The organism is Pseudomonas sp. BN607, assembly GCF_029871175.1.
Lineage (GTDB): Bacteria > Pseudomonadota > Gammaproteobacteria > Pseudomonadales > Pseudomonadaceae > Aquipseudomonas.
This window is the reverse complement of record NZ_SSOE01000063.1, coordinates 74,416-100,331: the sequence shown is the minus strand read 5'-3', so window position 1 is coordinate 100,331 and position 25,916 is coordinate 74,416. Positions and strand designations below refer to the sequence as shown.

Here is a 25,916-nt window from a genome sequence, read left to right as displayed (position 1 = left end):
CTCCCTCACACTACGTCTTCGAATGCACTGGCGCTGATGTAGTCAGCCACCAGGTCTTTGGCGATCCGTGCGATCACCGACTGTTCCATGTCGTCATCGACGAACTCGACGTCCTTGAACGTCTCTCGCTTCAAGCGTTCGACCATGTCTTTGCAACCCCCTGACGGGAAGCGCCGGGCCAGCAGGGCCAGCGCGTCCGGGCGCGGCATGTGCTCGTAGAGCATGGTCCGCAGCTTACGGTCCTCGGCGGTTGTGGTCAGTGCCCACAGGCGCATCGGCCCGGCCGACATGGTGAACAGCTGGCTGTAGGTGGCATTCTTGGTCTCGAAGCGGGCCAGGAAGGTACAGCCATGCTTGTTCGCACCGTGCACGAAGTTGACCAGCGCATGCTCTTCGGTGTCGGACAGGCCGATGTTCTTCCGTAACCAGTCGCGGGTTTCCTTGGTGCCCGAGTCGAGGATGAAGGTGGCCGTGGCGATCTTGGTCAGCTGGCCGAAGTCTTCCATCAACTGCGAAGCCAGAATGATCTCCATGTTCCACTTACGGGCCTCGCGGCCATCGGTCTGCATCTGTTCCTGCAAGCCCACGTGGCCACCGGTCTTGTGGAATTCATCCATGCACATGACCTTGTATTCATCCACCAGGTCGGCCACCAGGCGCTCGTAGAACGGCAGGTACTTCTCGGTGAAGAACGGGAAGTCCTCCTTCGAGAAGGCCACCTTCTTCATGAAGCACTGGCGGGCGATCATGTACATCAAGGCAGTCTGCTTCTTGGCCGAAGCAGAGCCCTGCAACGCCACGTCCTGCAAGTCGAGGGCAACGATACGGGCACTGCCCACGTCGAAACGGGTGTGGTCGGCGAACACCGGGAAGTCGCCGACCGCCTCGCGAATGCCGAGAATGAACGCATCGACCAGGCTACGCCCTACCTCGCCGGAGCCTTCGTACTCGGCTCGCACCTCTTCGGTGGATGCCACTGCCACCAGGTCGTTGAGGGTAGGCACCGCATAGCGCTGGGTGACTTCCGCTTCGTACACCATGCCGGCATCGAACATTGCATCGACCAGTTCCCAGTAGGTGGTGGCCGGCAAAATGCGGAAGCCCAGCGCCGCCACGGCGCTGTCGACCACGTCGTTGTGGCCGGGCTTGTAGGTCTCCGGGCTGGCCCGCTCGATCTTGTCGTCCTTGCGCCGGTAGGCCAGGTCGACCATGCGGCCGACGAAGTTGCTCATCCCTTCATAGGGCTTTTCGCGTTCGGGCGGCGTCACCAGGATAGTGAGGAAGTTCTTGTTGAACTCGCGATCCTTCGGCAGCGGGTAACGCTGGCCAAGCGGCGTATCCAACGGGTTGATGCAGTCCTTGCGGGCGTTCTGCAAACGCTTGTACACCACTAGATGATGCAGCCGCGGCGGCAGGTTGTCGCGCACCAGGTCGCAGAAACCGGACGAAGAAATACCGATGTCGGTGATGCCGATGTAGGGCAACCCGGTCAGGCCTGGCATCAGGCACGATTCGAAGTGGTTGTTGTTCATCAACACCGACTTGCCCGAACCTGGCTTGCCTGCAATCAGGGTGATCCAGGTGGTCTGCTGCGAGGAAAAACGCTGGTACTTGAGGATCTTGCCATCCAGGCTGCGGTAGATGGTCGAACCTTCCTGGAACGGCGAAGCTGGCCGGGTCAGCGGCAGCATGGCCACTGCATCCCCCAACGGCGCAGCGGCCGGGTCGCCCATGTGCTTGGTAGTCAGGGCCAGGCAGTTGGACTGGAACGCCTGCATCGGGTTACCGGTACGCTCGATGAATACCGGCTGGCCCCAGGCTTCCAGGGTGCGCCAGAGCTTCGACTTGCGCAGCGCCAGTTCCTTAACGCCCTTTTCGTCCGGGCTGGCCCAGGTCATCGCGGCCACCTGCAGCTTGACCATGCATTCACCGTCACGCACGCGCTCGCGCAGTTCCTTGGTGGCGAGGTTGATGTTGCGGTTCTGCTCGGAGGTGACCGACAGCAGCTGGGCGAACAGGCTCTTCCAGGCCAACACGCTCATGCCGTCGGAGGACAGCATGATCGACACCGAATACGGCAAAGCGCGCGACACACCGTTCTCTTGCGTTTCCGCGCGATTGAGGCTGTTGAACAGGGTGTTGAAATATTGCGGTTCTGCCGGTGGAATCGACATCAGCAACGGCGCATACACGCGCGAGCCAACCCGCACGCTGGTAGGGTCCGGCAGCAGGCTGGTGCGCTCACCACTGCCGATTTCAGCCGAAGTGACCATGATCTGGCTGGGCAGCGTGGGGTACATGAACTCCGACATGTCGCCATTGCGCTTGCTGGTCTTCCAGCGCATGGGAATGGCGCTGCCCGGAATATAGGGCTTCCAGGTACGCGGCGTGATGTCGGGGTTCACCTTCGCACGGATGGCGCGGATCGCTTCACTGACGTCGAGCACATCCGCCGAGCAACCGAACTCGGGGGACGTCAGGTCTTCGGAAATTTTGGTGACAAAGGAAAGGTGGCGGTCCTTGAGGTAGGAAATGGGCCGCAGCAGGTTCTGCGCTTCGGCGGTGGCCGGCCACTCCGATTCCTTCCTGAACTCGTTCAGCGCCTCGCGCGCCATCGACCTTTCGGTCTGGTCGAGCAGCGCAGGTCGCGACCAGAACACCAGGTAGCATTCTTCGTCATACACATACTGAGCGTACTTGCTGACACCCTCGTTGATCAGGTGCCGCACGTTGAGGTTCAGCCGCTCGGCGGTTGCTGCCTGCTGCAAGGCGTTCTGCTCCAGCGGGGCGGTCGCATCCAGGTCGCGGCTGAAGACAATCTGCAGGTGATGGCCGCGCACCTTGAAATACACCGAGAGCGACGCTTCCAGCAGGCTGACCAAGCGTTCGAACTGTTCGCGCCCAAGCACGCTCTTGGTGCCGTTGAAGCGCACGATGGAAGCCAGCGAACCGTCGTTGGCGACGATGGCCTGCCCGCCATCGACCGTTTCCAGGTCGCAATAGTCCTGTACGTCTGCCTTGAGCTGGCTCAGCACCGTCAGGATCACCGCCTCGAGTTTGTTAAACATTTCCTTGTTCTCCCTTGCCAACGCTCTCAACGGCGAGACTGAGCAGCAGTACGAGCGGCTGCATCAAGCAAAATTCTTCAGTAACTGGCTGGTCAATGCCGACCAGTTAGCTGGCAAAAACAGCGCGCGGTTATTGGCCGCGTAGTATTCGAGTTGTCCATCTTTGAACGCGCTTTTGGTTGGGAACAGCCGTAACGGCGCCAACCATTCAGCGCGCTTGCTAAATTCTTCATCGCTGACAAGTTGCTTGCTTGCGAGGGTTTCCGCCACGCCAAGCACGGTGATGACTTCGCCACCGAATATTGCTTTCAGTGTGTCATTACCCCGAAACTTGAAAGCCGCCAGCAGGCTGGCCAGTTTTTCATTGACCGCCACGTCATCGAGCAACTCATTAACGTAGATACAGCGGGCAATGTTATTGATCTCGGTTTGCGTCAGTTCCTGCACGGCGACGAAAAAGCCGGTGTCATTCATGGCGCAGGCGCCAAGATGATGAACCTGACGACACAGGTTGCAGGCGGTGATCAGGTTTTCCTTGGTGCAGTTGTCGGCATTGCCGTCCAGTGCATGAAGTTCCTGAAACTTGGCAGACTTGAACCCGCAGAAGCGGCAGGTGTAATTGTCGCGCTGCCACACCGAAGTGCGAAGTTTGCTGTTTTCATCGCTGAACAGTTTGCGTTGGTCATCGTCCGAGCGCCACAGTGGCCGACGCACGCCAAATACCGGCTGGTTGGCAGTTCGACTGAGATAGCCACTCGACAACGTGGGCACCGTGTTTGCCCCGCGTTCAGAAGCGTTTGTTTCGCTCACGTCCGAATATTCCCGAAACTGTTCTTGAGGTGCGGGGCTTCACGCCCCGCCATAGGTTCAGCGGCGCACAGCCTTATTCGACCATGGTGTTGCGCATGATCCACATCACGGTACCGACACCCGCCATCAGGCCGCCGATGAACAGGCCGACAATCGCCGACATCGGCTTCTCACGCTCATCCTTGGAGGCTTTCCACAGGGTGTACAGCGAGATGGCGACAACCACGAAACCACCAATCGACACCAGCGAGATCAGCAGCGTGGCCCCACCCTGAGCGGTGTTGTCGATATTGGTCATGACGTCATCGGCCGTCTTGCCGCCGGAAGTATCCTGGGTCAGGTCCGTCTTGGAGATGGCGAATGCCGACGGGGCAGTCAGCGCAGCAATAACAGCGGTAGTTGCACGAACCTTGGCCGAATCGTAGGCAGCTTTCAGGGTTTTGAGTGCTTTCATGAGTGACGCTCCTTGGATTTCATGTTTCGAAACGCCGTTACGACCACGGCGTGAAAAGGCCAACCAGATTGAATCCGATTGTGTTGTTGAGTACATCGCTGAACCATTTGAAGTTCCACGCCAGGACACCGCCGATGATCCATCCGCTGGCGGTACCGAGGCCGGCTTGAGTTTGATTGTTGTAATAACCGTTTACCGTCAACCAACCTTTCACCATGGCGATCAAACCGACAACCTGCATGATGCCCAGCAGGGCCAGGGTTGCCAGTTGTGCCTGTTCTTGCAAAGTCGTCCCGGTCGAGGAATAGGACAGCATGCGCGAATTGGCATAATCCCCGGTCAGGGTTCGCGACATGATGCCCATCCACTCCAGCGTACCGATCGCCAGCAAAATAGAACCGATCACCAATTGCACACAGGCAGAGCCGACAGAAAATCGCTGCCGCCCCGCCACGTATTTCAATGCGTTGTCATGGGTGACACCCCATATTTCAATCAACGCAGCGCCGGTCAGGTAAAGGCCGATAAGCGCGGCAATACCTTGGCACATCATGATCGCTGTCGGGATGACCTTCCCGATATTGACCATTACATCTACTAGATCGGCAAATCCGGCCGCCATGACAACGTCCCTGTTTTAAAGAGCGGGTGAAGTAACCACGATGCCGCTGTCGCGATCCACGGCAAGCACTTTCAGTTCGCGCTGCACCGGCGGCAACGGGTCGCCAGCCTTGACGCTGTCTTCGCTATCGCCATTTTTTACCCAGGCCCGATGCCCGACCACTGCCTGTACCTTGTAGCCAGTGGATTGCGGGATGGGGTGAGCGCGCTTGGCGTACCCTTGCGCAACAGCAGGCGCCGGTTCCCTGCGCGGAGGCTTGATCACCTCCACGCGCTGACGGCTGTCTTCGTAGAATTTCATGCGCTGCTGCAGGTCGGACAGGTTGGTATCCAGGGCTTTGATCTGGCTCAGCAGCAACTGAGTATTGCGCTGCGATTCCTCGCGTACGATCTTCAGCTGTTTTTCGCTGTTTTCCTGGGCCTGCAGCGCCGCCTGGGCCTGCTCCCGCGACTTGGCCAGCTCGATGCTCAGCACATCCATGCGTGGCTGTTGCGCCGATTGTGCCTGGGCGGGCGTGATGCGCCTGGCCTTGGCCGCTGGCGACGAGGTCGCCTTGATCACGACCACGGCGAGCACGATGAGCGCCAGGAAGCTGCCGGCAAAAACGCCAATGAGTTTTCCGAACGACCAGTTCTTCATGTCGAACTCCTTATCGAGATTGATCGTGAACGTCTTGCAGGAAGAACAGGCCAAAGCCTTTGTTCGCAGGCGTTGCGTAGGTGGCCGGGCGGTTGAAGCCGCGGCGCACCTCGCCGGCGATGGCGGTGCCCATTTCACCGACCGACGAACCGATCACCTGCTTGGTCGAAGGCTCGGTAGTGGTCTGTGCCACGACGCCGCTCGGGCTGATGACCGTGGTACCCGCTGTCTGCTGGTAAGCCCGACCGTAGCCGGACAACAGCGAGGCAGCACCCAGGGCGAAATAACGCTCCATGGTGTGGTGGTCCTTGGTCTCGGCAATGCCCTGCTTGGCATCATCCTCGCGCAGTGCCACGGCGCTGATGCGCATGGTCGGACGAGGGTCGTTGACCGGCGGTGCAAGGATGGTGAACTTCACGCGAATGTTGTCGGGCGCCTGCTCGATCTTGCCGATCAGCTTGGAGCCGTTCCACTTGCCGCCTCGAATGGTCGCCAGCACGTCACCGCCATCATCGGTGTTCACCTCGGCATCGAGCGTGGCGTACATGATGGTACCGGTCTTGATCAGCAAGGCCCGGTCGGTATCACCCACGGCCTCGATGGCATTGGGGTCCTTGTCGTCCTTGGCAGTCCGCACCGCGGGGCCTGTCACACCGCTGCCAGCGCGTTCGGTCGGGTAGTAACTGACGGTGCTGAAGCTGCTTTTCTCAGCGAACCCCTTGGCACTTTCAGACTCGCCCATCAGCTGCTTGATCGACTTCAGCGTTTCGCTTTTCAGCTCGCTGACGTATTTATCGCGCTGCTCCTCGGCCTTTTTCAGCTCCTCCTCCAGGCGCCTGCGTTCCTGCTCCTGGGACTGCGCGTTGGCCGCCCCAGCCTGCTGCGAAACCGGAACCGAGTCACGAGGCGGCTGGCCAGCCCCGATGTAAACCTCAGGCGGCCGCTGGTTGCCGTCACTGTACGGCTGCCCGGGCACATTGAACTGGGCGGTCTGGCCACGGGCCCACTCCTTTCCGGTGGACTGGACGATGTTCGGATCGAAGCCAGGCTGATATGACATCCCGCGCTCGGCAGCCTGTTCGGCCTCCAGCGAGCTTCGCTGCGCACGGCGCTCTGCTTCGGCCGGGGAAATAGGGTCGATCGACACTTCAGGTTGCGGCGCATTCGGCACGTCCACCGTGGACGCCTTACCGGCAGGCGCGTTCTTCGAAGACATGCCGTTGTAGGCCAGGGCGCCCAGCGCCAGCACGACCAACCCGGCAGCAATCAGCGAGACCTTGCCGATACCGGACCCGAACACCGCCCGCAGGTTGCGCTGCATCTCATCGGACTTGCGCGCCTTCTTCAGGTGCGAGCCAGTCGGGCCGTCGCGGTCGGCTACCAGGTGCTCGTCCTCTTCATCGAAGCCCGAGTCGTTCGGCGGCATGTTGTTATCACTCATTGCAGATTCCCTTGCTCGATGAAGACGGTTACGGCTTGCCCGCCAGTCGTGAACGTGACGCTGTTCTGCAGGCCCGCATAGCGATACACCGACACACCGGTGGTGCTTCGCGCTGCGTTGGTGTAGGCCGGGTATTGCGCATCAGCCTTGGCTTTCACGTACATGTTCGGGCCATAGCTCCAGGCCTCGACGCCTTCCAGCCCGGTCACCTTCAGGCGGTTGGCCTCTTTCGGTGGCACACCATCCAGGAAGTAGGTCAGCGCATCGTCGATCGACGGCATCCGCAGCATCGCCACACTCGCTGCCGCATCCGGGTTGCGCCCCGGCACCTTGGCATCGACACGCATGTCCACTTCTTCCTGGCCGGCGGCCAGGATCAGGATGATCGGCGTAGCCAGGCCGCGCAGGGTGACGGTGACGTTGCCATAGGCCGCCGCTGTGGCGGGGTCCAGGGTGAGGATGTTGGTCGGTGCGGCAGTGCCGTTCTGACCGTTCTGCCCGCCCCGCTCGCGACCGTCGCTGAACAGCTCGCGGTTGATCGACACGTTCTGGATCATCCACGGCTGGCCGGCATAGTCGGAGAACACGATCGATGACTGCTGGCCCTTGCTCAGGCGAACGATGGGTGGCGATACCCCCGGGTCGAGGTTGAGTGCCAGCGTGCGGGTCACCGGCTTGGCCGGGCTGACATAGGCGGTGGCCTTCTGCTTTTCCCGCTCCAGCCACAGCTGCTTGATCAACTCGACTTGCGACGAGGTAAGCTGCGAGTCCTGCACATCGTTGACCGTGTCACTGATGACATCTTCAGGGCGCGGATAGACCACTTGAGCAGTGCTGGATACCTGCCGGCCCAGGCCGTTCATCGGCGGCTGGGGCGGAGCCTCGCTACCTTGCGCCGCGTCAACCTGCCCTGCGCCACCCTCGGCAGCGGGCGCAGTTGGCGCCTCGTTGGCAAATGCAGGCATAGCGATAGCGCTCGCAAGCAACGATGCGATCAGATGCTTCTTCATGGTCACTTCCTTGAGGTGTACGGCGACAGCTGAACAGAATCGACGGCAATGCCTTTGATGTTGGTGGCCGAGGCGGGGATCTGGACGATGGTCACGGCGGCGAGGAAGTCCTGGCGCGAGCGCGCCTGCTGGTCACCGCCGACATAGAACTCGATGGCAATCGGTACCTGCACCAGCCAGTAGTTCTGCCCGCTGGCCAGCACACCGGCCTCTTCGACCTGGGCAACCTGGGTGGCCATGGCGCGCAGGATCATCCGCCCCTTGAGCACGCGCTCCAGGTTGCCGGAATCGTCCAGGGTCTTCAGGAAGGCCTTGCGCCCCTCGTCGGTGTACCAGCGGGCGCCCGCAGCATTGAGGTTGGAGCGGTAGTTCACATAATCGTAGGAGTACGAATTGACCACGGCATCCTTGGCGTACTCGGCTAGGGTGGCCGGGGTGACGCGCGGGTTGTTCTCGGTCGAGACTTCACAGATGGCGTGGTTGTCAGTGGTCGGGATCCAGCGGTACTTCGGGTACCAGAACACCACCGCAGCAATGGTTACCCCAAACACGCACGTCAGCGCCAGCAGTTGGCCCCATACGCGCTTGTTGCGGCGCTTGAGGTCGAGGCATTCCAGCTGCAGGCGTTTGACTTCACGCACGGTGGCCGCTGCTTCACCCGGCGTTTCATCCAGCGCCAGCTCCAGCAGTTTCTCTTCGTCCGTGCCCCGCCGAGCCTCCTGCGCTTCGCCACCAGGGGTTCCGTGTTGGGTTTCCTTACTCGACATTGCGGATTTCCCCTGTCGTTCCGTCGTAGATGCAAATCGAGTCGGTTCCGTCATAGAACACGACATTTTCAAAGTTGGTTTGAGTCACCAGCCAGATGGCAGCAACCGCAACAAAAGGCAGCAGGCCTATGCACGCCCACTCGCCGACATTCAGCAAAACGCCAAGCAAGCGGTTGTAGCGTCGCAGTGCGCGAACATCCACGTCCTCCCCTGCACCGCTGCCCCATGACGTAGTGATAGACCCCAGCTCATCCATATCTCGCTCCATGCGGCGGCATTTTCATCCAAAACTTAGAAAGCTGCAACAGCGAAATTTTGACAGATTGAGATAATACCTGCAATCCGCGACGCATTTTGACACGCCAGCGCCAGAGCCTTTGACACTAAAGGGGGCAGATCAAGTGACCGCACAGGCAAAAAAAACCCTGCCTAAGTCAGGGCTTTTACCCAATAAAAGCTAAGAAAATCAAGGTCTTGTGATGGATCACCTAGCCATCAGGTTAGACTGAGTACTTGAGCACTGCAGGCTTTAAAAAATGAAGGCCTTCTGGTTATTTTGATGCTATAAACCTGACCATTCAGTCATGCGCAGAGGCCGAATGAGCCTGTTTTGAAAAGCCCTGTAAAAACTACAGAACCCAAGAATTACGTGGCTTACAGAGGTTTTGAAGGCCTGTCTTCCAGGTTGGCGGCGGAGGGGGTGCAACACATCCTTCATGACAATCCTGGAACTCGCTCCAGCTTTCCTTCCTGAGCTTCACCGAACGCCTACAACCTACACAGCGCGGATAAAAACCCTTTAAAATCAAAGGAAATGGCACTTTATAGGCGCTTTCTGCCGCTTGGCATGTTGCGTAGCTCAACCGCAGAATCGGCGGATAAAATCCGACCCAGGCGCATAGTCCTCTCGTCAGGGCAGCGCACCGGTATGGCTAAAATATGATTTTCCAACAAATACACAACTTTCCGCGATAGCGGCTTTTTGATATCAAACTGCCATCATTTTTGGGCGCCACGCAAATCCAAAGCTGCCGGGGCGGCGCTCTATCTCACAGACGATAAAAAACGTGCGACAACTCTTCAGCGCCGCCGCTTTTTCGAGACCAAAAAAAAGGGCACCCATCCACGGGTGCCCTCTGCCCTACCGCCAGGTGAACTCGATCACCCCATCGACCGCGCCGCCACCGGTTGCGCATGGCCGCGGGAAGTCACGATGCCCAGGAAAGAAATCACGATCGCCAGGCCCAATGTCGAGCTCACTTCCACCCGGTGCTCCGGGGTGTACATCATTACCGCCAGCGCCCCGGCGATGAAAATGATCACCGCCCAGGTCAGGTACGGGAACAACCACATGCGGAACTTCAGCTCGGTGTTCTCCCGCTCCAGCCGGCGGCGCATGCGCAGCTGGGAGATGGCGATAACCATGTACACCAACAGGGCGATGGCGCCGGAGCTGGCCAGCAGGAACTCGAACACGCCCTTCGGCGCGAAGTAGTTGAGGACTGCGATGGCCGCACCGATCAGGGTACTGCCGAACACCGCAGCACGCGGTACGCCGACCTTGGAGGTCTTGTTGAGGAACGCCGGGGCATCACCGCGCTTGGCCAGCGAGTACATCATTCGCGAAGCGATGTAGATCGACGAGTTCATGCAGCTGGTGACGGCCACCAGCACCACCAGGTCGACCATGAATGCCGCGTTGGGGATGTTCATGATTTCCAGCGCACGCTGGTATGAACCCACCACCGCCAGCTGCGGATCGTTCCACGGCACCACCGAGATGATCACGAAGATCGACAGGATGTAGAAGGTGCTGATTCGCCAGATCACCGAGCGGGTGGCCTTGGCGATGTTGCGCGACGGGTCGCTGGACTCGGACGCGGCAATGGTCACCGCCTCTGTACCGATGAAGCTGAACATCACCGTGATGAACGCGCCGACCACCGCCGACCAGCCCTTCGGTGCAAAGCCGCCGTATTCGGCCATCAGCCCGCTCAGCCCACTGACTTCGCGGTTGGGCAGCCAGCCCATCAGCGCGGCGAAGCCCAGGCCGATGAAGCCAAGAATGGCAGTGACCTTGAGGATGGCGAACCAGAACTCGAACTCGCCGTACTTGGCCACGCTGAACAGGTTGGTGCAGGCCAGCAGCAGCACCGACGCCAGCGCGAAGATCCAGCTGTCCACCTGGGGGAACCAGGCGTTCAACACATGCCCGGCGGCCAATGCTTCGATAGGAATCACCAGCACCCAGAACCACCAGTACAACCAGCCGATGGTGTAGCCGGCCCAACGGCCGATCGCCTGGTCGGCGTAGGTGGAAAACGATCCGGTGTCAGGGTGTGCCACGGCCATTTCGCCGAGCATGCGCATGACCAGTACCACCAGGGTACCGGCTACGAAATAGGAAATTATGGTAGCTGGGCCGGCTGCCGCAATGGCATGGCCAGAGCCGACGAAAAGTCCGGCGCCGATGATGCCGGCGATGGACAGCATCGTTACATGACGTGGCTTGAAACCTTGTGCAAGGTTGCCATCAGATCCCACGGTGTTCATTGATGTTGTTCTCTTTTTGCTGACACAAGGATGGACGGGCAGGCGTAGGCGAAAATATCTCCTTTGAAATCAATAAGTCGACACGTTGTTCGCGCGCTGTTGTTGATATTTGGCACGCGTCACAGAGCAAGGTGTCAGTGCGGTTCGGGGTTCATTTAAGCCCCGCAGGGCTGTGGCTAATTACACGAGAACGCCCCGGAACTGTTCGATCACGACAGGGCATTTCCAATAGCGCCAGATGTCGCGAATGGCATGCCCGATCGCGCCACCGGGCCATTTGGTGCTTTTGTTTTTCATTTGAATGTGTTGCCGGGGCCGATAGCTTCGCCGCGCGCCGACGCTCGATGAACCCGCTTCTGCAAGCCGCCAATAAAAAAGCCCCGGTCTCCCGGGGCCTCTGTTGCCAAGGCGTCTGCCTACGCCTGCCCGGTACGCTCGAAGCGCCTGGCCAGCAACAGGTAAGCGAGGATCCCCAGCACGCCATGGGCGGCCACGAACCAGAGTGCGTTGTGAAACGAGCCAGTGCTGGCAACCACGTAACCAATCACCAGCGGGGTGACGATGCCGGCAATGTTGCCGATGCCATTGAACACGCCACCGCACAGGCCGACCATCTTCTTCGGCGCCACGTCCGACAGCACCGCCCAGCCCACCGCAGCCAGGCCCTTGCCGAAGAACGCCAGGGTCATCAGGGCGATGACCGCCGCGTTGCCATCCACATAGTTGGCCAGCACCAGGCTGGTGGACAGCCCCATGCCGATGATGAACGGGGTCTTGCGCGCCCTGGACGGGTGCACGCCACGGCGGATCAGCCAGTCGGATACGAAGCCACCCAGAATACCGCCAGTGAAACCACATATTGCCGGCAGTGCGGCCACCCAGCCGGCCTCCATGATGGTCATGCCACGGCCCTTGATCAGGTAGATCGGGAACCAGGTGATGAAGAAGTAAGTCAGCGCAGTGATGCAGTACTGGCCAAGGTACACCGCCCACAGGTTGCGGCTGGTGAACAGTTGCGCAAGCTCTGCACGGGTCGGCTTGCTCTTGGCAGCCTTGCGTTCCTTTTCCAGGTCGACCAGGGCGCCACCTTCGCGCATGTATTCCAGCTCTTCACGGCTCAACCCAGGTGCGCTGTGGGGCTCATGGTACAAGCGGAACCAGAACAGGCTCAGCAGCAAGCCCAGAAGCCCCATCCAGATGAACACCTGCTCCCAGCTCATTGCATGGGTCATCCATGCCATCAAGGGGGCGAACACCACCACCGCCATGTACTGCGCCGAATTGAACAGTGCCGATGCAGTGCCACGCTCCTGGGTCGGGAACCAACAGCTGACGATGCGCGAGTTGGCCGGGAAGGCCGGCGACTCCACCAGCCCAAGCATGAAGCGCATTGAAAACAGTGCCACCGCTGCCGAGACGCCCGCCAGCCCCATCCAGCCCACAGTGCCTTGCAGCAAGGTAAACAGCGACCAGAGGATCAGGCTGATACCGTACACGCGGCGGGCACCGAAGCGATCGAGCAGCCAGCCCCCCGGCACTTGGCCGAGGGCGTAGGCCCAGGCGAAGGCAGAAAAGATCATGCCCAGCATGACCGGATCGAGCCCCAGGTCCTTGAGCACCTCGGTGCCGGTGATCGACAAGGTGGCGCGGTCGGCGTAGTTGATGACGGTAATGACGAAGATCAGCGCCAGCACCAGGAAGCGATGGCGACCGATCCCGGCCACGGCCTGCGGTGCGGCAACGGCGGATTTGCTGTTCATGTGGACCCTCTTGCTTCTCGATGGAAGCGATTGTTCTTGTACGCAGAAGGGGTGGCCGCAAGGGCCTTGTAGTACCTGTACCGGCGAAAGGGGGCTAACTGTCGATCACCCGATTCGGTGGCACTTCACCTCGGAAACAGGCCTGAAGGTTGTCCAGCACCATGCGCCCCATCTCCAGCCGGGTCTGCAGCGTCGCGCTACCCCGGTGCGGTTGCAGGCTGACCTGGTTCAGGTCCAGCAATGCCGGCGGCACCCGTGGTTCATCGACAAATACATCCAGCCCTGCCCCGGCGATACGCTGCTCGCGCAACGCTTCCACCAGCGCGTCTTCATCGACCAACTTGCCACGTGCCACATTGACCAGGTAACCCTGTGGCCCCAGCGCCTCCAGCACCTCGGCCGTCACCAGCACTTGCCCGCCGTCAGCAGAAGCGGCCACGACCAGGACATCCACCGAGCGCGCCAACTCAACCAGATCCGGCTCATAGCGATAGCCCGTTCCTGGCTGCTCGCGCCGGCCGTTGTAGGCGATGCTCATGTCGAAGGCGGCGGCACGGCGAGCGATGGCCTTGCCCACCTGGCCAAGGCCGACGATGCCCAGCGCGCTGCCACTGACCCTGCGCGCCAGCGGCAGGTCGACCTTGCCCCACAAGCCATCGCGCACCAGCCGCTCCCCCTCGCCCAGGCGACGCAGGCTGCTGATGATCAACCCCATGGCCAGGTCGGCAACGTCGGCCGTCAACACCCCCGGGGTGGTGGTGACATGGATGCCGCGGCTGGCCGCATGGCGCAGATCCACCGCATCGGTACCGATGCCACTGATGGCGATGATCTCAAGGGCAGGCAACTGGTCCATCAGCGCGGTGGACAGGCCTTTGGCACCGCCGGTGACCACGCCGCGAATACGCGGTGCGGCTTCGTCCAGCAGCTGTTGCGGGTTGTGCTGCTGGTACAACCGATGCACGTGGTAGGCGCTGACCAGTTGGGCATCGATCGCCTCGGGTACGGGCTGGGTCAGCAGCACTTCAATGGGGGTGTGATTCATCGCGGGCTTCCGGCATTGAGAAGACATGAGTCGATGCTAGGCCTGCATTTGATACAGGTCTAATATAGATGCTGGATTGAATAATTCAGGATTTGAATCGTGGAATTGCACCAGCTGCGCTGCTTCGTGGCCGTGGCCGAAGAGCTGCATTTCGGCCGCGCTGCCACCCGCCTGCACATGACCCAGCCACCGCTTAGCCGGCAGATCCAGCTGCTCGAGCATGCCTTGGGCGTGCTGCTGCTCGAACGCAACAACCGTCAGGCGCGGCTCACCCTGGCGGGCGCAAGCTTCCTTGAGGATGCCCGGCGCATTTTGCAGATTGCCGAATCAGCCAGCCACTCCGCGCGGCGCATCGCCCACGGCGAAGCAGGCCGCCTGACCCTGGGTTTCACCGCCGTTGGAGCGTACAGCATGGTCCCCCGTTTGCTGGTGCACGCCGGGCAGACGCTGCCGGACATCGAGCTGGTGCTCAGCGAGCGCGTCTCCAGCACCCAGGTGCATGACCTGGAAGCAGGGCTGATCGATGTCGGGCTGGTGCGCCAGGTACTGCCCAGCGCGCGCGTGGAGTACTTGCCAATCCACCGCGAGCCCTTCGTCGCCGCCCTGCCCGCCGGGCACGCGCTGGCGAACCACGAACGGCTGACGCCCAGCGACTTCGACCAGCAGCCGTTCGTGATGTACAGCGCCAACGAAGGGCGGTATTTCCATGACCGTATTGCCAACCTGTTTGCGCGGCACGAAGTGCAGCCGCGCTACCTGCACCAGTTGGGTCAGACTCATTCGATTCTGGGCCTGGTCAATGTGGGACTGGGCTGTGCCGTGGTGCCGGCCTCTGCCCAGGCACTGCGCCTGGAGCAGGTGGTATTCCGGCCGTTGGAGGGGATGGAGCAGCAGGCAGAAATCTTCCTGGCGTTCTGCCGGGACAGCCCCAACCCGGTGCTGGGGTCTTTCGTTGCAATGGCGCGGGCCTTTTTTGAAGCCGCTTGAGGGCCTGCCACCCCCACAGGCCCCACACCAGCCTGAAGCCAGGTGCAATCCCTGTGGGAGCGGCTTTAGCCGCGAACACCGGCGGCCAGCCGCCTTAGCGTACCAGGCAAGGCCGTTTGTTATCGAAGCTCCAACCCGGGATCAGGAACTGCATCGCCACGCTGTCATCGCGCGCGCCCAGCCCCATGTTGCGGTAGCACTCATGAGCCTTGGCCAGCTGGTCTTCGTCCAGTTCCACGCCCAGGCCCGGCCGCGCCGGTACCCGCACATGCCCATCGACAATGCGCAGCGGATCACGCGTCAGCCGCTGGCCATCCTGCCAGATCCAGTGCGTATCGATCGCAGTGATATCCCCCGGCGCAGCAGCCGCCACCTGGGTGAACATCGCCAGCGAAATGTCGAAGTGGTTGTTCGAGTGCGACCCCCACGTCAGGCCCCAGTCGTTGCACATCTGCGCCACCCGCACCGAGCCCTGCAAGGTCCAGAAGTGCGGGTCGGCCAGCGGGATGTCCACCGATTGCAGCTGGATCGCATGCCCCATCTGCCGCCAGTCGGTGGCAATCATGTTGGTGGCGGTGGGCAGCCCGGTGGCCCGGCGAAACTCGGCCATCACCTCACGGCCCGAGTAACCATTCTCGGCACCGCAGGGGTCTTCGGCGTAGGCCAGTACATCGTGCTTGTCACGGCACAGGGCGATGGCTTCCTTGAGTGACCACGCGCCATTGGGGTCGAGCGTGATGCGCGCTTCGGGGAAGCGTTCGGCCAGGGCGGTTACCGCTTCCATTTCTGCTTCACCCCGCAGTACGCCGCCCTTGAGCTTGAAGTCGCTGAAGCCATAGCGCTGCTTCGCCGCTTCGGCCAGGCGCACGACCGCCTCAGGGGTCAGGGCCTTTTCGTGGCGCACGCGAAACCAGTCGTCATCGCTATCGGCTTCGTGACGGTAAGCCAGGTCGGTCTGCTGGCGGTCGCCGATGTAGAACAGATAACCGAGCATCTTCACCGCATCGCGCTGCTGGCCCTCGCCCAGCAGCGCCGCCATCGGCACATTCAGGTGCTGGCCGAGCAGGTCGAGCAATGCCGACTCGATGGCCGTCACCGCATGCACGGTGATACGCAGGTCGAAGGTCTGCAGGCCGCGACCCGCCGAGTCACGGTTGGCGAAAGTCTGGCGCATGGCATTGAGCACACGCTGGTAATGGCCAATCGGCTGGCCCACCACCAGGCTACGTGCGTCCTCCAAAGTCTGGCGAATTTTCTCGCCGCCGGGCACTTCACCCAGGCCAGTATTGCCGGCGCTGTCGCGCAACACCACCACATTGCGGGTGAAGAACGGGCCATGGGCGCCACTGAGGTTGAGCAGCATGCTGTCGTGGCCAGCCACGGGGATCACGCGCAAGTCGGTGACCACTGGGGTGCTGGCATGTACGGCGGGATTGGTCTGCATATTCATGGTTGTTGTCTCGCAGTCATCAATGGGTATGGCCCAAGGCCGAGGGGGCCTTGAGGTCATCGGAAGGGGTGCCCTTGGGACGGGTGCGTACGAAGAAGATGGCAATCGCCGCCAGCACCGAGGTCACCGCCAGGCCATACAGGCCGCCCTGGATCGACCCGGTCTGCTGCTCCAGCAGCCCGAAGGTGGTAGGGGCGACGAAGCCGCCGAGGTTGCCGACCGAGTTGATCAGGGCAATGACTGCCGCCGCGATACGCGCATCCAGGTAGCCCTGAGGGATAGGCCAGAACAGCGAAGACGCCGACTTGAAACCGATGGCCGCAAAGCACACCGCAACGAAGGCAAAAACCGGCCCGCCGGTGGTGGACATGAACATGCCAATTGCAGCGATCACCAAGGCGCCAGCCACCCAGGCCTGCTGGAACCTCCAGCGTGCGGAACCGGCAGCAAAGGCGTACATGGCCAGGATCGAGATCAGCCACGGGATGGAATTGAAGAAGCCCACCTGCAGGTCACTGAGGTCGCCCATGCGCTTGATGATGCTGGGCAGCCAGAAGGTGGCGGCATAAATGGTCAGCTGGATGCAGAAGTAGATCAGGCAGAACAGCACGATCTGCCGGTCCTTGAGCAGGCTCCAGGCCGATGGCTTCACTGCGCCGATCGCCTCGCGCTCAAGCTGCTCGCGGTCGATGGTCGCTACCAGCGCCTCCTGCTCCGCCTGGTTCAGCCACTTGGCGTCCTGCGGCTTTGAGTCGAGCCAGAAGAACACAAAGAAGCACAGCGCCACCGAGGCCATGCCTTCAATGAACAGCATCCACTGCCAACCATGCAGGCCCAGGCCCTGGATCTGCATCAGCGCCCCGGCCAGCGGCCCGGAAATCAGCGAGGCAAGTGCAGAACCGCTGAGGAAGATAGCAATCGCCTTGCCGCGCTCTGCCGCTGGCAGCCAGCGGGTGAAGTAGTAGATCACGCCAGGGAAGAAGCCTGCTTCGGCCACCCCGAGCAGAAAACGCAACACGTAGAACTGGGTTTCACTCTGCACGAAGGCCATGGCCGTGGCCACCAGCCCCCAGGTGAACATGATACGGGTCAGCCACAGCCGGGCACCGACCTTTTGCAGCAGCATGTTCGAAGGCACTTCGAACAGCGCGTAACCGATGAAGAACAGCCCGGCACCAAAGCCAAAGGCCGCAGCGCTGATGCCCAGGTCGCTTTCCAGGTGCGGGCGGACGAAGCCAATGTTGACGCGGTCGAGGTAGTTAACGATGAACATGATGACGAACAGCGGCAGGACGTGGCGCTTGACCTTGGCCACGGCACTGGCCAGCGCGTCGCCTTCATTCCGGGCAGACGGAGCGAGGGTGTCGTTCACTTGCGGATCTCCCACTAATTGTTTTTGTGCGGGTCGGGTTGTCTGACATGGCAGTGGGGAGGAGCTTATTCGCAGCGAGGTTGTACGACAAGATCATTAACGTCGGCAAAATAGCAAAATACAAGCTGTCACAATGCCAATTTGATCCTAACGTGCAAAAACAGATCAACTACATGCTGAATTGGATGCGCGAAAAATCGGCAAAAAATATTTCTATCGATTAACTTGTCGTACAAGCAAATCAAGAAGCGGATCACACATGGAACCCGAACACGCGCGCAAACGCGGCCACAGCCGTGCCCATGACCTGGTTTCCAGCCTGACCCAGCAGATTTTGCTGGGCACCTTCAAACCAGGCGACAAACTGCCTTCGGAAAACACCTTGGTGCGCGAGCACGGGGTCAGCCGCACAGTGGTTCGCGAAGCCTTGTCGAAGCTGCAGGCCTCGGGGTTGGTGGAGCCGCGCCACGGGATCGGTACGTTCGTGATGGAGCGCCAGGCCCAGGCCGGCCTGCGCGTTGCGGCGGAGAGCGCGGCGAATGTGCGCGACCTGCTGGAGCTGCGTATTGGCCTTGAGGGCCAGGCTGCCGCACTGGCCGCACTGCGTCGTGACGAGGGGCAACTGGCGCGCATGCGCCAGGCGCTGGATGACTATCAGGACCTGGCCGCTGCCGGCGACAGCTGCATCGAAGCCGACCGGCGCTTTCACCTGTTGATTGCCGAGGCCACCGGCAATCTGTATTTCACCGAGATGCTGCTGCAACTGGGTAACGGCCTGATACCGCGCAACCGCATGGCCCTGGCCGAGCGCGGGGGAGCCAAGCTGGCGCGGCAAGCGTACTTGGCCAACCTGGAGCATGAGGCGATCCTCAATGCCATACGCCGGCAAGACCCGGATGCCGCGCGTGCGGCAGTGTGCCTGCATCTGTCCAACAGCCGGGACCGGTTACTGCCGGACTGACTGTCAGGCAGTGCAAGGCCTCGGGTTTGATGCTACGAATAGCATGGCGTGCAGGGTGGCCGTTACATCCAGCTACCCTGCCCTCACCAAGTCAGGCAGATCTTGCCAAAATGCCGGTTGCTCTCCTGGTAACGGAACGCCTCGACGATCTGTTCCAGCTCGAAATGCTTGTCCACCACCGGCCGCAGGCCATTGGCATCGATCGCCCGCACCATCGCCTGCTGCTGCGCCCGGCTGCCCACCAGCACGCCTTGCAGGCGAATCTGCCGCACCAGCGCCTGCACCAGCGGCAACTGCCCAGCCACCCCAGTAAGGATGCCGATCAGCGACACATGCCCGCCAATGCGCGCAGCAATCATCGACTGCTCCAGCGTCGCCGGGCCACCCACTTCGATCACATGATCAACGCCACGGTTGCCCGTTAGCTCGCGTACTTTCTCGCCCCAGGCCGGCGTGCTCTTGTAGTTGATCAGGTGATCGGCCCCCAGGGCCTTCAAGCGCTCCAGCTTGGCATCGCTGGACGAGGTGGCGATCACCGTAGCACCCGCCAGCTTGGCGAACTGCAGGGCGAAGATAGACACGCCACCCGTGCCCTGCACCAGCACCGTATCGCCGGGCTTGAGGTGGTCGTCGCTCATCAGCGCACGCCAGGCGGTGAGGCCGGCGGTGGTCAGGGTGGCGGCCTCGGCGTGGCTGAAGCCCTTGGGTGCCAGGGTAAAGGCGGTGGCGCGGGCGGTTACCTGCTCGCGCGCGTAGCCATCGACGCCGTCACCCGGCACCCGGGCAAAGCCCTCGACATTGGCCTGGCCATCGAGCCAGTCGGGGAAGAAAGTGCTGACCACATTGTCGCCGACCTGGAACTCAGTGACGCCAGCCCCCACCGCAACCACCTCGCCGGCGCCATCGGCCATGGGGATGCGTCGCTCGCTTGGGCCCCACATGCCGCTGACCACGGCGAAATCGTGGTAGTTGAGGGAACTGGCGTGCAGGCGCACGGTGATCTCGCCCGCTTTGGGGGCCTGGGCCTCGCAGGTGCCGACCTGGACCTTGTCGTAGCCGCCGCCAGGTTGTACGTAAATGGCCTTGCTGCTCATGGGTGGGTCTCCGTATCAGAGCAAAGAATGGGGTTCAGCATAGACAGATCCGGCCCTTTAGCGGGCATGCCTGCGAAGAGGCTCCCATTGCCACACGCATCAGCCCAGCATCACCTTCAACGCTCGGCAATCCGCCGCATGCCAATCCACCAGCTCCGGCCAGGGATTGTCCGGCAGGTTCACCAGCACCGTGCGTGCCCCCGCCGCCCGCCCACAGTCCAGGTCAAAGCGGTAGTCTCCCACCATCACCAGTTCGCTCGGGGTCACGCCCCAGGCGCTGGCAATCTTCAGCAGCCCATCCGGGCTCGGCTTGGGCGCCGCCTCGTCACGCCCGAGAATGTGTTCCACCGGGAAGCAGTCCGCCAGGCCAATGGCCTCCAGCGTCACATGCGCCAGTTCACGCGCATTGCGGGTCAGAATACCCAGCCGGCACCCGCGCCCGGCCAACTCGCGCACCAGTTCCACCGCCCCGCTGGCCGCCGTGGAGGCAGTTGCCAGATCCCTTTCGTGCGCCAGCAACCAGGCATGCTTGGCCGCCGCTTCGTCTGCCGGCAAGGCCGCCAGGTGGGTGAGGATGTCGTGTTCGGCCGGGATGCCCAGCGCCACTCGAATGGCGGCAAAGTCGTGCACGGCCACGGTCAGGGTGCCGTCCATGTCGAACACCCAGTTGCGCACCTCGCCCAGGCTCATGCCCAGTCCTTGCGATAACGAATCAGGCCTTCCTGGGCCGACGACGCCACCAGTTGCCCGGCCTGGTTGAAGATGCTGCCGCGGCTGAAACCACGGGAATTGCCCGCCCAAGGGCTGTCGGTGGCGTACAGCAGCCACTCATCGGCGCGCAGGTTGCCGTGGAACCACAGCGAATGGTCGAGGCTGGCGATCTGCATGTCGCGTTGCCACACCGACTTGCCATGCGGCAACAACGAAGTGGTCAGCAGGCCGAAATCCGAGGCGTAGGCCAGCATGTACTTGTGCAGGGCCGGCACGTCAGGCAGGTTGCCGTCAGCGCGGAACCAGGCGTACTTCACCGGGTCGCCCGGCTTGGGGTTGAACGGGTCACGCTCGGTGACCGGGCGGATCTCGATCGGCTTGGCGCACAGCACCTTGTCGCGAATGCGCTCGGGCAGCTGGTCAGCCATGGCCCGCGCCAGCTCCACTTCAGTGGGCAGGTTTTCCGGGCCGACCACGTCAGGCATCTGCGCCTGGTGTTCGAAACCCTCCTCGTCGTACTGGAACGACGCGCTGCAGGTAAAGATGGTCTGGCCCTTCTGGATCGCCGTTACCCGTCGGGTGCTGAAGCTGCCGCCATCACGCACGCGGTCCACCGAGTACACCACTGGCAGGGTGGCATCGCCCGGGCGCAGGAAGTAACCGTGCAGCGAATGCACATGGCGCGCGTCCTCGACCGTCTGGCTGGCTGCCGACAACGACTGCCCCAGTACCTGCCCGCCGTACAGCTGGCGGAAGCCCAGGTCCTGGCTGCGTCCACGGAACAGGTTCTCCTCGATGGACTCGAGGCTCAACAGGTCGACCAGGTCGTCCAACACATGACTCATCGGGGGTTCTCCGTAGGAGCGAGCCTAGCTCGCGATGCGCCGCCCGAGCGGCGCTCGATTTCACAGGCGCTGAACGTGTAACGGGCAAGCGCCTTCCAAGTGGGCAAATGATACAGCGTTTGTCATTCGCGCCGGGCATGGCCGTGCATTCAGGCGCGCAGGGTACGCTCCCAGTGCGCACGGTCGATGCGATACAGCACATGCGGCCGCAGCGGGTGGCCCTCGGGCAGGCGGGGGTGTTCGAAGCTGCCGTGCACGTCTTGCTGCATGCCAATGGCCTGCATGACCTTCTGCGACGGCAGGTTACTCGCGGTAGTGAACGACACCACCTCTTCCAGGCGCAATTGGGCGAAAGCACAACGCAGGCAGGTCCACGCGGCTTCGCTGGCAAAACCCAGGCCCCAGTGGCGGCGGGCCAGGCGCCAGCCAATCTCCACGGCAGGGGTGAAATCGGCGTCGAAGCCCACGTGCAGCAAGCCGGTCATGCCAATGAACGCACCGCTGTCCTTGCGCTCCAGGGCCCATAAACCAAAACCGTACTCGTTGAAGTGCCCGCGTATACGGCCAATCAGCGCGGCAGCCTCAAGGCGCGTCAGCGGCGCAGGGAAGTAGCGCATTACCTGTGGGTCGGCGCACAGCGCGGCGAACTCGCGCAAGTCATCGTCATGCCATTGGCGCAGCACCAGACGTGCGCTTTCCAGTTGAAGGATAGGGGTCATCGGGCCTGCTCCGGTTGTGCCGTCTTGCAGTTTACAGCTTAGGCGTGGGCAAGGGTTTCACCCACCCGGCAGCAGCCGAATGCAATTTTCACACGCCCTTCACCGACCCCCGACAGGCCGCTTAGGAAAATGCCGCCATCTCTGCCGTGCCTGCCACGGCCATGCCAATGGAGCAACGCATGCTATCAAGCAATACCCTGGGGCATTCTGCCATTCACGCCCGGCGCAAGCGCCGCCTTGGCCGCAAGGCTTTGGGTGCCGCCCTTGGCCTGTGCATGGTCATCGCGGCGTTGACCACCTGGCTGGCGACGAGGACGCACATCGTGGACCTTGGCAAAGAGCAACAACTGCGTGACAGCGGCCTGCTGCAGGAATGGGCCGACGGAGCGGTGATCGTGATGATCCGCCATGCCGAACGCTGCGACAGCGCCCCCGGCCCTTGCCTGGACGACCCCACCGGCATCACCGTTGCCGGTCGCCAAGCCGCCAGCCGCGTTGGTAAAGGGCTGCGCCAACTGGGCCTGAACAACGCCGACCTGTTCAGCAGCCCGAAACTGCGCACCCGGCAGACTGCGCACTTCATACTTGGCCAGGCAGTGGCCAGCGAGGACTGGCTCGAGAGTTGCGACAACCAGTTCGTCAGCAACGCACTGGCGCACAAGCGTGCCGGGCACAACCTGGTGCTGGTGACCCACAACGGTTGCATCGACCATTTCGCCCGCCAGCAGAACGTCGTGGGGAATGAGCGTGCAAGCGGCTATGCCAGCGCGCTGTTCGTTTCGGTGGATGGCAATGGCAAGACGCGAATCCTCGGCCGCCTGAACGAGCCCGACTGGCAGCGGGTACTGGCCAGCGCTGCGCAGTAGCACAACCGATCACTCAGGGCGCCATGCCGGCATTGGCGAGCCGGAGATTGGGCAGCAATGCCGCCCCAGCCATGGCAAGATCAGCACTGGCCCTGATTGCGACCTCCACCCATGCCGTTGCCGCTGATCTACCACGAAGACTACAGCCCGGAGTTCCCCGCCGAACACCGCTTCCCGATGGACAAGTTCCGCCTGCTGCACGACCACCTGGTCGACACTGGGCTGACCACCGACCAGGCCTTGCTGCGCCCGGAAATCTGCCCCAACGATATCCTCGCCCTGGCCCACGACCGCGGTTACATCGAGCGCTACATGAACGGCGAACTGTCCCGCGAAGACCAACGCCGCCTCGGCCTGCCGTGGAGCGAGGCACTGGCCCGGCGTACCGTGCGCGCGGTGGGCGGGTCGCTGCTGACCGCCGAGATGGCGCTGCAGCACGGCATCGCCTGCCACCTCGCAGGGGGCACCCATCACGCCCACTACGATCACCCGGCCGGCTTCTGCATCTTCAACGACCTGGCCGTGATCAGCCGTTACCTCCTGGAGGCCGGCCGGGTGCACCGGGTGCTGATCTTCGACTGCGACGTACACCAGGGCGACGGCACCGCGCGCATCCTGCACGACACGCCAGAGGCGATCACCGTGTCGCTGCACTGCGAGCAGAACTTCCCGGCGCGCAAGGCACAAAGCGACTGGGACATCCCCTTGCCCCGGGGCATGGGCGACCACGCATACATGAAGGTGGTGGACGACGCCCTCAACTACCTGCTGCCGCTGTATCAGCCCGACCTGGTGCTGTATGACGCCGGCGTCGACGTGCACAAGGACGACGCCCTCGGCTACCTGCAACTGACCGACGCCGGCGTCGCCGCCCGTGACGAGGCGGTGCTGCGCCACTGCCTGGGCCGCGATATCCCGGTGGTGGGCGTGATCGGCGGCGGCTACAGCAAGGACCGCAGCGCGCTGGCCAGGCGCCATGGCATCCTTCACCACAGCGCCGCGCGTGTCTTGGGTTGTTCACAATGACTGTGGAACCGCTTGTGGATAACCTGCGGGAAAGGCGCTGTAACCCTTAGCCAGCAAGGCCTGCAGAATACTGGTTATTTTTTGACCAGTGCTTCCATGACCCACGCTGCGCTAGAATGGGCATCTTTTCCACAGCCCGCTACCCACCATGCCCGATCTCAACCCCGCCTCCCCTCCCCTCGCAGTCGTCATCGGTGGCGGCCCGGCCGGCCTGATGGCCGCTGAAGCCCTGGCCCAGGCAGGCCTGGCGGTGGAAGTGTTCGATGCCATGCCTTCGGTAGGGCGCAAGTTCCTGCTGGCGGGTGTCGGCGGCATGAACATCACCCACTCCGAGCCCTACCCGGCGTTCGTCGCCCGCTATGCCGAGCGCCAGGGCAACATCGAAGCCCTGCTGCGCGACTTCGACGCCGACGCCTTGCGCCAGTGGATTCACGGTCTTGGCGTCGAAACCTTTGTCGGTACCTCGGGCCGGGTGTTCCCCTCCGACATGAAAGCCGCACCGCTGCTACGCGCCTGGCTCAAGCGCCTGCGTGAAAGTGGCGTAGTTATCCACACCCGTCACCGCTGGTTGGGCTGGAATGCCGACGGTGCCTTGCGGATTGCTTATCCACAGGGCGAGCGCGCGGTGAAGGCTGCAGTCGTGGTACTGGCGCTGGGTGGCGGCAGTTGGGCGCGATTGGGTTCGGACGGCGCCTGGCAGCCATTGTTGGCCGAACGGGCTGTGGATATCTCGCCTATACAACCCAGCAACTGCGGGTTTGAGGTGGAAGGCTGGAGCGCCTTGCTGAAGCAAAAATTCGCGGGCGCGCCATTGAAGAACATTGCCCTCAGCGTGCCCGGCAGCGCACCGCGCAAGGGCGAGTTCATCCTCACCGCACAAGGTGTGGAAGGCAGCCTGGTATATGCCTGGTCGGCGCCAGTGCGCGAGGCCATCAACCGCGAAGGCCAAGGGGTACTGCTGCTCGACCTGCTGCCGGACAAGCCTGTGGACAAGATTGCCCAGGCACTGGCCAAGCCACGTGGCTCGCGCTCAATGGCCAAGCATCTGCACAGCCAGCTGGGGATTGATGGGGTGAAGGCGGCGCTGCTGCGCGAACTGACCGATCAGGCGACCTTTGCTGACCCAGGGTCGCTGGCCCGGGCGATCAAGGCATTGCCGATCACCTTGGTGCGTACGCGGCCACTGGATGAAGCGATCAGCAGTGCCGGCGGGGTCCGCTTCGAGGGGCTGGATGAGGGGTTGATGGTCAAGGCCGTGCCGGGGGTGTTCTGTGCCGGCGAGATGCTGGACTGGGAGGCGCCGACCGGGGGGTATCTGCTCACGGCGTGCTTTGCCAGCGGCTTGCGCGCCGGGCGGGCAGCGGCGGATTGGGTGCGGGCCTCCTGACCGATTGCCGAGGCGGCTTCCACAAGTACTGCGTCAACCTCCAAATGGTGCAGTCCCTGTGAGAGCAACTGTCTTGCTCAGCGTCTAGCATCTAGCGCGATCTCCTGTGGGAGCGGCTTCAGCCGCGAACACCGGCGGAGCCGGTGCCATGCACCGTGTTGGATGCTTCGCGGGACAAGCCCGCTCCCACAGGTACCCCGCAGGCTTGAGGCTGATGCAGTACCTGAGGAAACAACTGGCTTGCTCAATTTCTAGAATCTAGCGCAATCCCCTGTGGGAGATTCTATGGTTTTCAGCAAGCCAATTTCCGGCTTTTGGTGACGTATTCG

At 62.1% G+C, this 25,916-nt stretch carries 23 protein-coding genes; 5 read left to right on the top strand and 18 right to left on the bottom strand.

Features of this window, described 5'->3' with window-relative positions; translation table 11 throughout:
* Positions 1 to 5 precede the first annotated feature (5 nt).
* From E8E68_RS20315 to E8E68_RS20260, 12 genes are all read right to left on the bottom strand, one after another.
* Positions 6 to 3,068: a type IV secretion protein DotO gene (locus tag E8E68_RS20315; RefSeq protein ID WP_110746303.1), complete on the bottom strand. Its 3,063-nt coding sequence runs from the start codon at positions 3,066 to 3,068 to the stop codon at positions 6 to 8.
* A 63-nt stretch (positions 3,069 to 3,131) separates the two neighbouring features.
* A complete protein-coding gene (locus E8E68_RS20310; RefSeq protein WP_110746300.1) occupies positions 3,132 to 3,878 on the bottom strand; it encodes an HNH endonuclease in 747 nt (248 codons plus the stop codon).
* Between the two features lie 73 nt (positions 3,879 to 3,951).
* Positions 3,952 to 4,332, bottom strand: a complete 381-nt coding sequence (locus E8E68_RS20305; RefSeq protein WP_110746298.1) for a hypothetical protein — start codon at positions 4,330 to 4,332, stop codon at positions 3,952 to 3,954.
* A gap of 37 nt (positions 4,333 to 4,369) precedes the next feature.
* Positions 4,370 to 4,954 carry a hypothetical protein gene (locus E8E68_RS20300; RefSeq protein WP_019097480.1) on the bottom strand — a complete coding sequence of 195 codons (585 nt, stop codon included), beginning with the start codon at positions 4,952 to 4,954 and terminating at the stop codon, positions 4,370 to 4,372.
* 15 nt (positions 4,955 to 4,969) lie between these two features.
* On the bottom strand, positions 4,970 to 5,593 hold the full coding sequence (locus E8E68_RS20295; protein WP_266031160.1) for a hypothetical protein: 624 nt from the start codon (positions 5,591 to 5,593) through the stop codon (positions 4,970 to 4,972).
* A gap of 10 nt (positions 5,594 to 5,603) precedes the next feature.
* A complete protein-coding gene (locus tag E8E68_RS20290) occupies positions 5,604 to 7,034 on the bottom strand; it encodes a DotG/IcmE/VirB10 family protein (RefSeq protein WP_266031159.1) in 1,431 nt (476 codons plus the stop codon).
* Complete coding sequence (locus E8E68_RS20285; protein ID WP_266031158.1) at positions 7,031 to 8,044, bottom strand: DotH/IcmK family type IV secretion protein; 1,014 nt, start codon at positions 8,042 to 8,044, stop codon at positions 7,031 to 7,033. Before E8E68_RS20285 ends, E8E68_RS20290 begins: the two co-directional genes overlap by 4 nt.
* A gap of 2 nt (positions 8,045 to 8,046) precedes the next feature.
* On the bottom strand, positions 8,047 to 8,811 hold the full coding sequence (locus E8E68_RS20280; RefSeq protein WP_266031156.1) for a DotI/IcmL family type IV secretion protein: 765 nt from the start codon (positions 8,809 to 8,811) through the stop codon (positions 8,047 to 8,049).
* Positions 8,801 to 9,067 (bottom strand): hypothetical protein, encoded by a 267-nt coding sequence (locus E8E68_RS20275; RefSeq protein WP_110746287.1) that lies wholly within the window; start codon positions 9,065 to 9,067, stop codon positions 8,801 to 8,803. The genes E8E68_RS20280 and E8E68_RS20275 overlap by 11 nt, the downstream gene beginning before the upstream one ends.
* 905 nt (positions 9,068 to 9,972) lie before the next feature.
* Positions 9,973 to 11,364 carry an amino acid permease gene (locus tag E8E68_RS20270; protein WP_110746284.1) on the bottom strand — a complete coding sequence of 464 codons (1,392 nt, stop codon included), beginning with the start codon at positions 11,362 to 11,364 and terminating at the stop codon, positions 9,973 to 9,975.
* A 416-nt stretch (positions 11,365 to 11,780) separates the two neighbouring features.
* Positions 11,781 to 13,124 carry an MFS transporter gene (locus E8E68_RS20265; protein ID WP_014754540.1) on the bottom strand — a complete coding sequence of 448 codons (1,344 nt, stop codon included), beginning with the start codon at positions 13,122 to 13,124 and terminating at the stop codon, positions 11,781 to 11,783.
* Between the two features lie 94 nt (positions 13,125 to 13,218).
* Positions 13,219 to 14,169, bottom strand: coding sequence for a 2-hydroxyacid dehydrogenase (locus E8E68_RS20260; protein ID WP_280344148.1), 951 nt, complete (start codon positions 14,167 to 14,169; stop codon positions 13,219 to 13,221).
* 99 nt (positions 14,170 to 14,268) lie between these two features.
* On the opposite strand from E8E68_RS20260, the gene E8E68_RS20255 reads away from it, so the two are divergent.
* On the top strand, positions 14,269 to 15,156 hold the full coding sequence (locus tag E8E68_RS20255) for a LysR substrate-binding domain-containing protein (RefSeq protein ID WP_266031153.1): 888 nt from the start codon (positions 14,269 to 14,271) through the stop codon (positions 15,154 to 15,156).
* Between the two features lie 94 nt (positions 15,157 to 15,250).
* Here E8E68_RS20255 and gudD read toward each other — a convergent pair whose 3' ends face one another.
* Positions 15,251 to 16,606 carry a glucarate dehydratase gene (gudD, locus tag E8E68_RS20250; RefSeq protein WP_280344142.1) on the bottom strand — a complete coding sequence of 452 codons (1,356 nt, stop codon included), beginning with the start codon at positions 16,604 to 16,606 and terminating at the stop codon, positions 15,251 to 15,253.
* 19 nt (positions 16,607 to 16,625) lie between these two features.
* Positions 16,626 to 17,978, bottom strand: a complete 1,353-nt coding sequence (locus E8E68_RS20245) for an MFS transporter (protein WP_280344140.1) — start codon at positions 17,976 to 17,978, stop codon at positions 16,626 to 16,628.
* A 259-nt stretch (positions 17,979 to 18,237) separates the two neighbouring features.
* On the opposite strand from E8E68_RS20245, the gene E8E68_RS20240 reads away from it, so the two are divergent.
* Entirely contained in the window at positions 18,238 to 18,939 is a 702-nt protein-coding gene (locus tag E8E68_RS20240) for a FadR/GntR family transcriptional regulator (RefSeq protein ID WP_110746269.1), read from the top strand.
* 83 nt (positions 18,940 to 19,022) lie between these two features.
* Here E8E68_RS20240 and E8E68_RS20235 read toward each other — a convergent pair whose 3' ends face one another.
* The 4 genes from E8E68_RS20235 to E8E68_RS20220 all read right to left on the bottom strand — a co-directional run bounded on the left by E8E68_RS20235 (position 19,023) and on the right by E8E68_RS20220 (position 22,308).
* Positions 19,023 to 20,033, bottom strand: coding sequence for an NAD(P)-dependent alcohol dehydrogenase (locus E8E68_RS20235; RefSeq protein ID WP_280344136.1), 1,011 nt, complete (start codon positions 20,031 to 20,033; stop codon positions 19,023 to 19,025).
* 99 nt (positions 20,034 to 20,132) lie between these two features.
* Positions 20,133 to 20,723 (bottom strand): HAD family hydrolase, encoded by a 591-nt coding sequence (locus E8E68_RS20230; RefSeq protein WP_280344133.1) that lies wholly within the window; start codon positions 20,721 to 20,723, stop codon positions 20,133 to 20,135.
* Entirely contained in the window at positions 20,720 to 21,589 is an 870-nt protein-coding gene (gene tesB / locus E8E68_RS20225; RefSeq protein WP_110746262.1) for an acyl-CoA thioesterase II, read from the bottom strand. The genes E8E68_RS20230 and tesB overlap by 4 nt, the downstream gene beginning before the upstream one ends.
* Before the next feature lie 149 nt (positions 21,590 to 21,738).
* Positions 21,739 to 22,308: a GNAT family N-acetyltransferase gene (locus E8E68_RS20220; protein WP_110746260.1), complete on the bottom strand. Its 570-nt coding sequence runs from the start codon at positions 22,306 to 22,308 to the stop codon at positions 21,739 to 21,741.
* 179 nt (positions 22,309 to 22,487) lie between these two features.
* On the opposite strand from E8E68_RS20220, the gene E8E68_RS20215 reads away from it, so the two are divergent.
* From E8E68_RS20215 to E8E68_RS20205, 3 genes are all read left to right on the top strand, one after another.
* Entirely contained in the window at positions 22,488 to 23,174 is a 687-nt protein-coding gene (locus E8E68_RS20215) for a histidine phosphatase family protein (RefSeq protein ID WP_280344127.1), read from the top strand.
* A gap of 111 nt (positions 23,175 to 23,285) precedes the next feature.
* Positions 23,286 to 24,200, top strand: coding sequence for a histone deacetylase (locus tag E8E68_RS20210; protein WP_110746256.1), 915 nt, complete (start codon positions 23,286 to 23,288; stop codon positions 24,198 to 24,200).
* Between the two features lie 148 nt (positions 24,201 to 24,348).
* Positions 24,349 to 25,587 carry a TIGR03862 family flavoprotein gene (locus E8E68_RS20205; RefSeq protein ID WP_266031139.1) on the top strand — a complete coding sequence of 413 codons (1,239 nt, stop codon included), beginning with the start codon at positions 24,349 to 24,351 and terminating at the stop codon, positions 25,585 to 25,587.
* Positions 25,588 to 25,916: the final 329 nt, after the last annotated feature.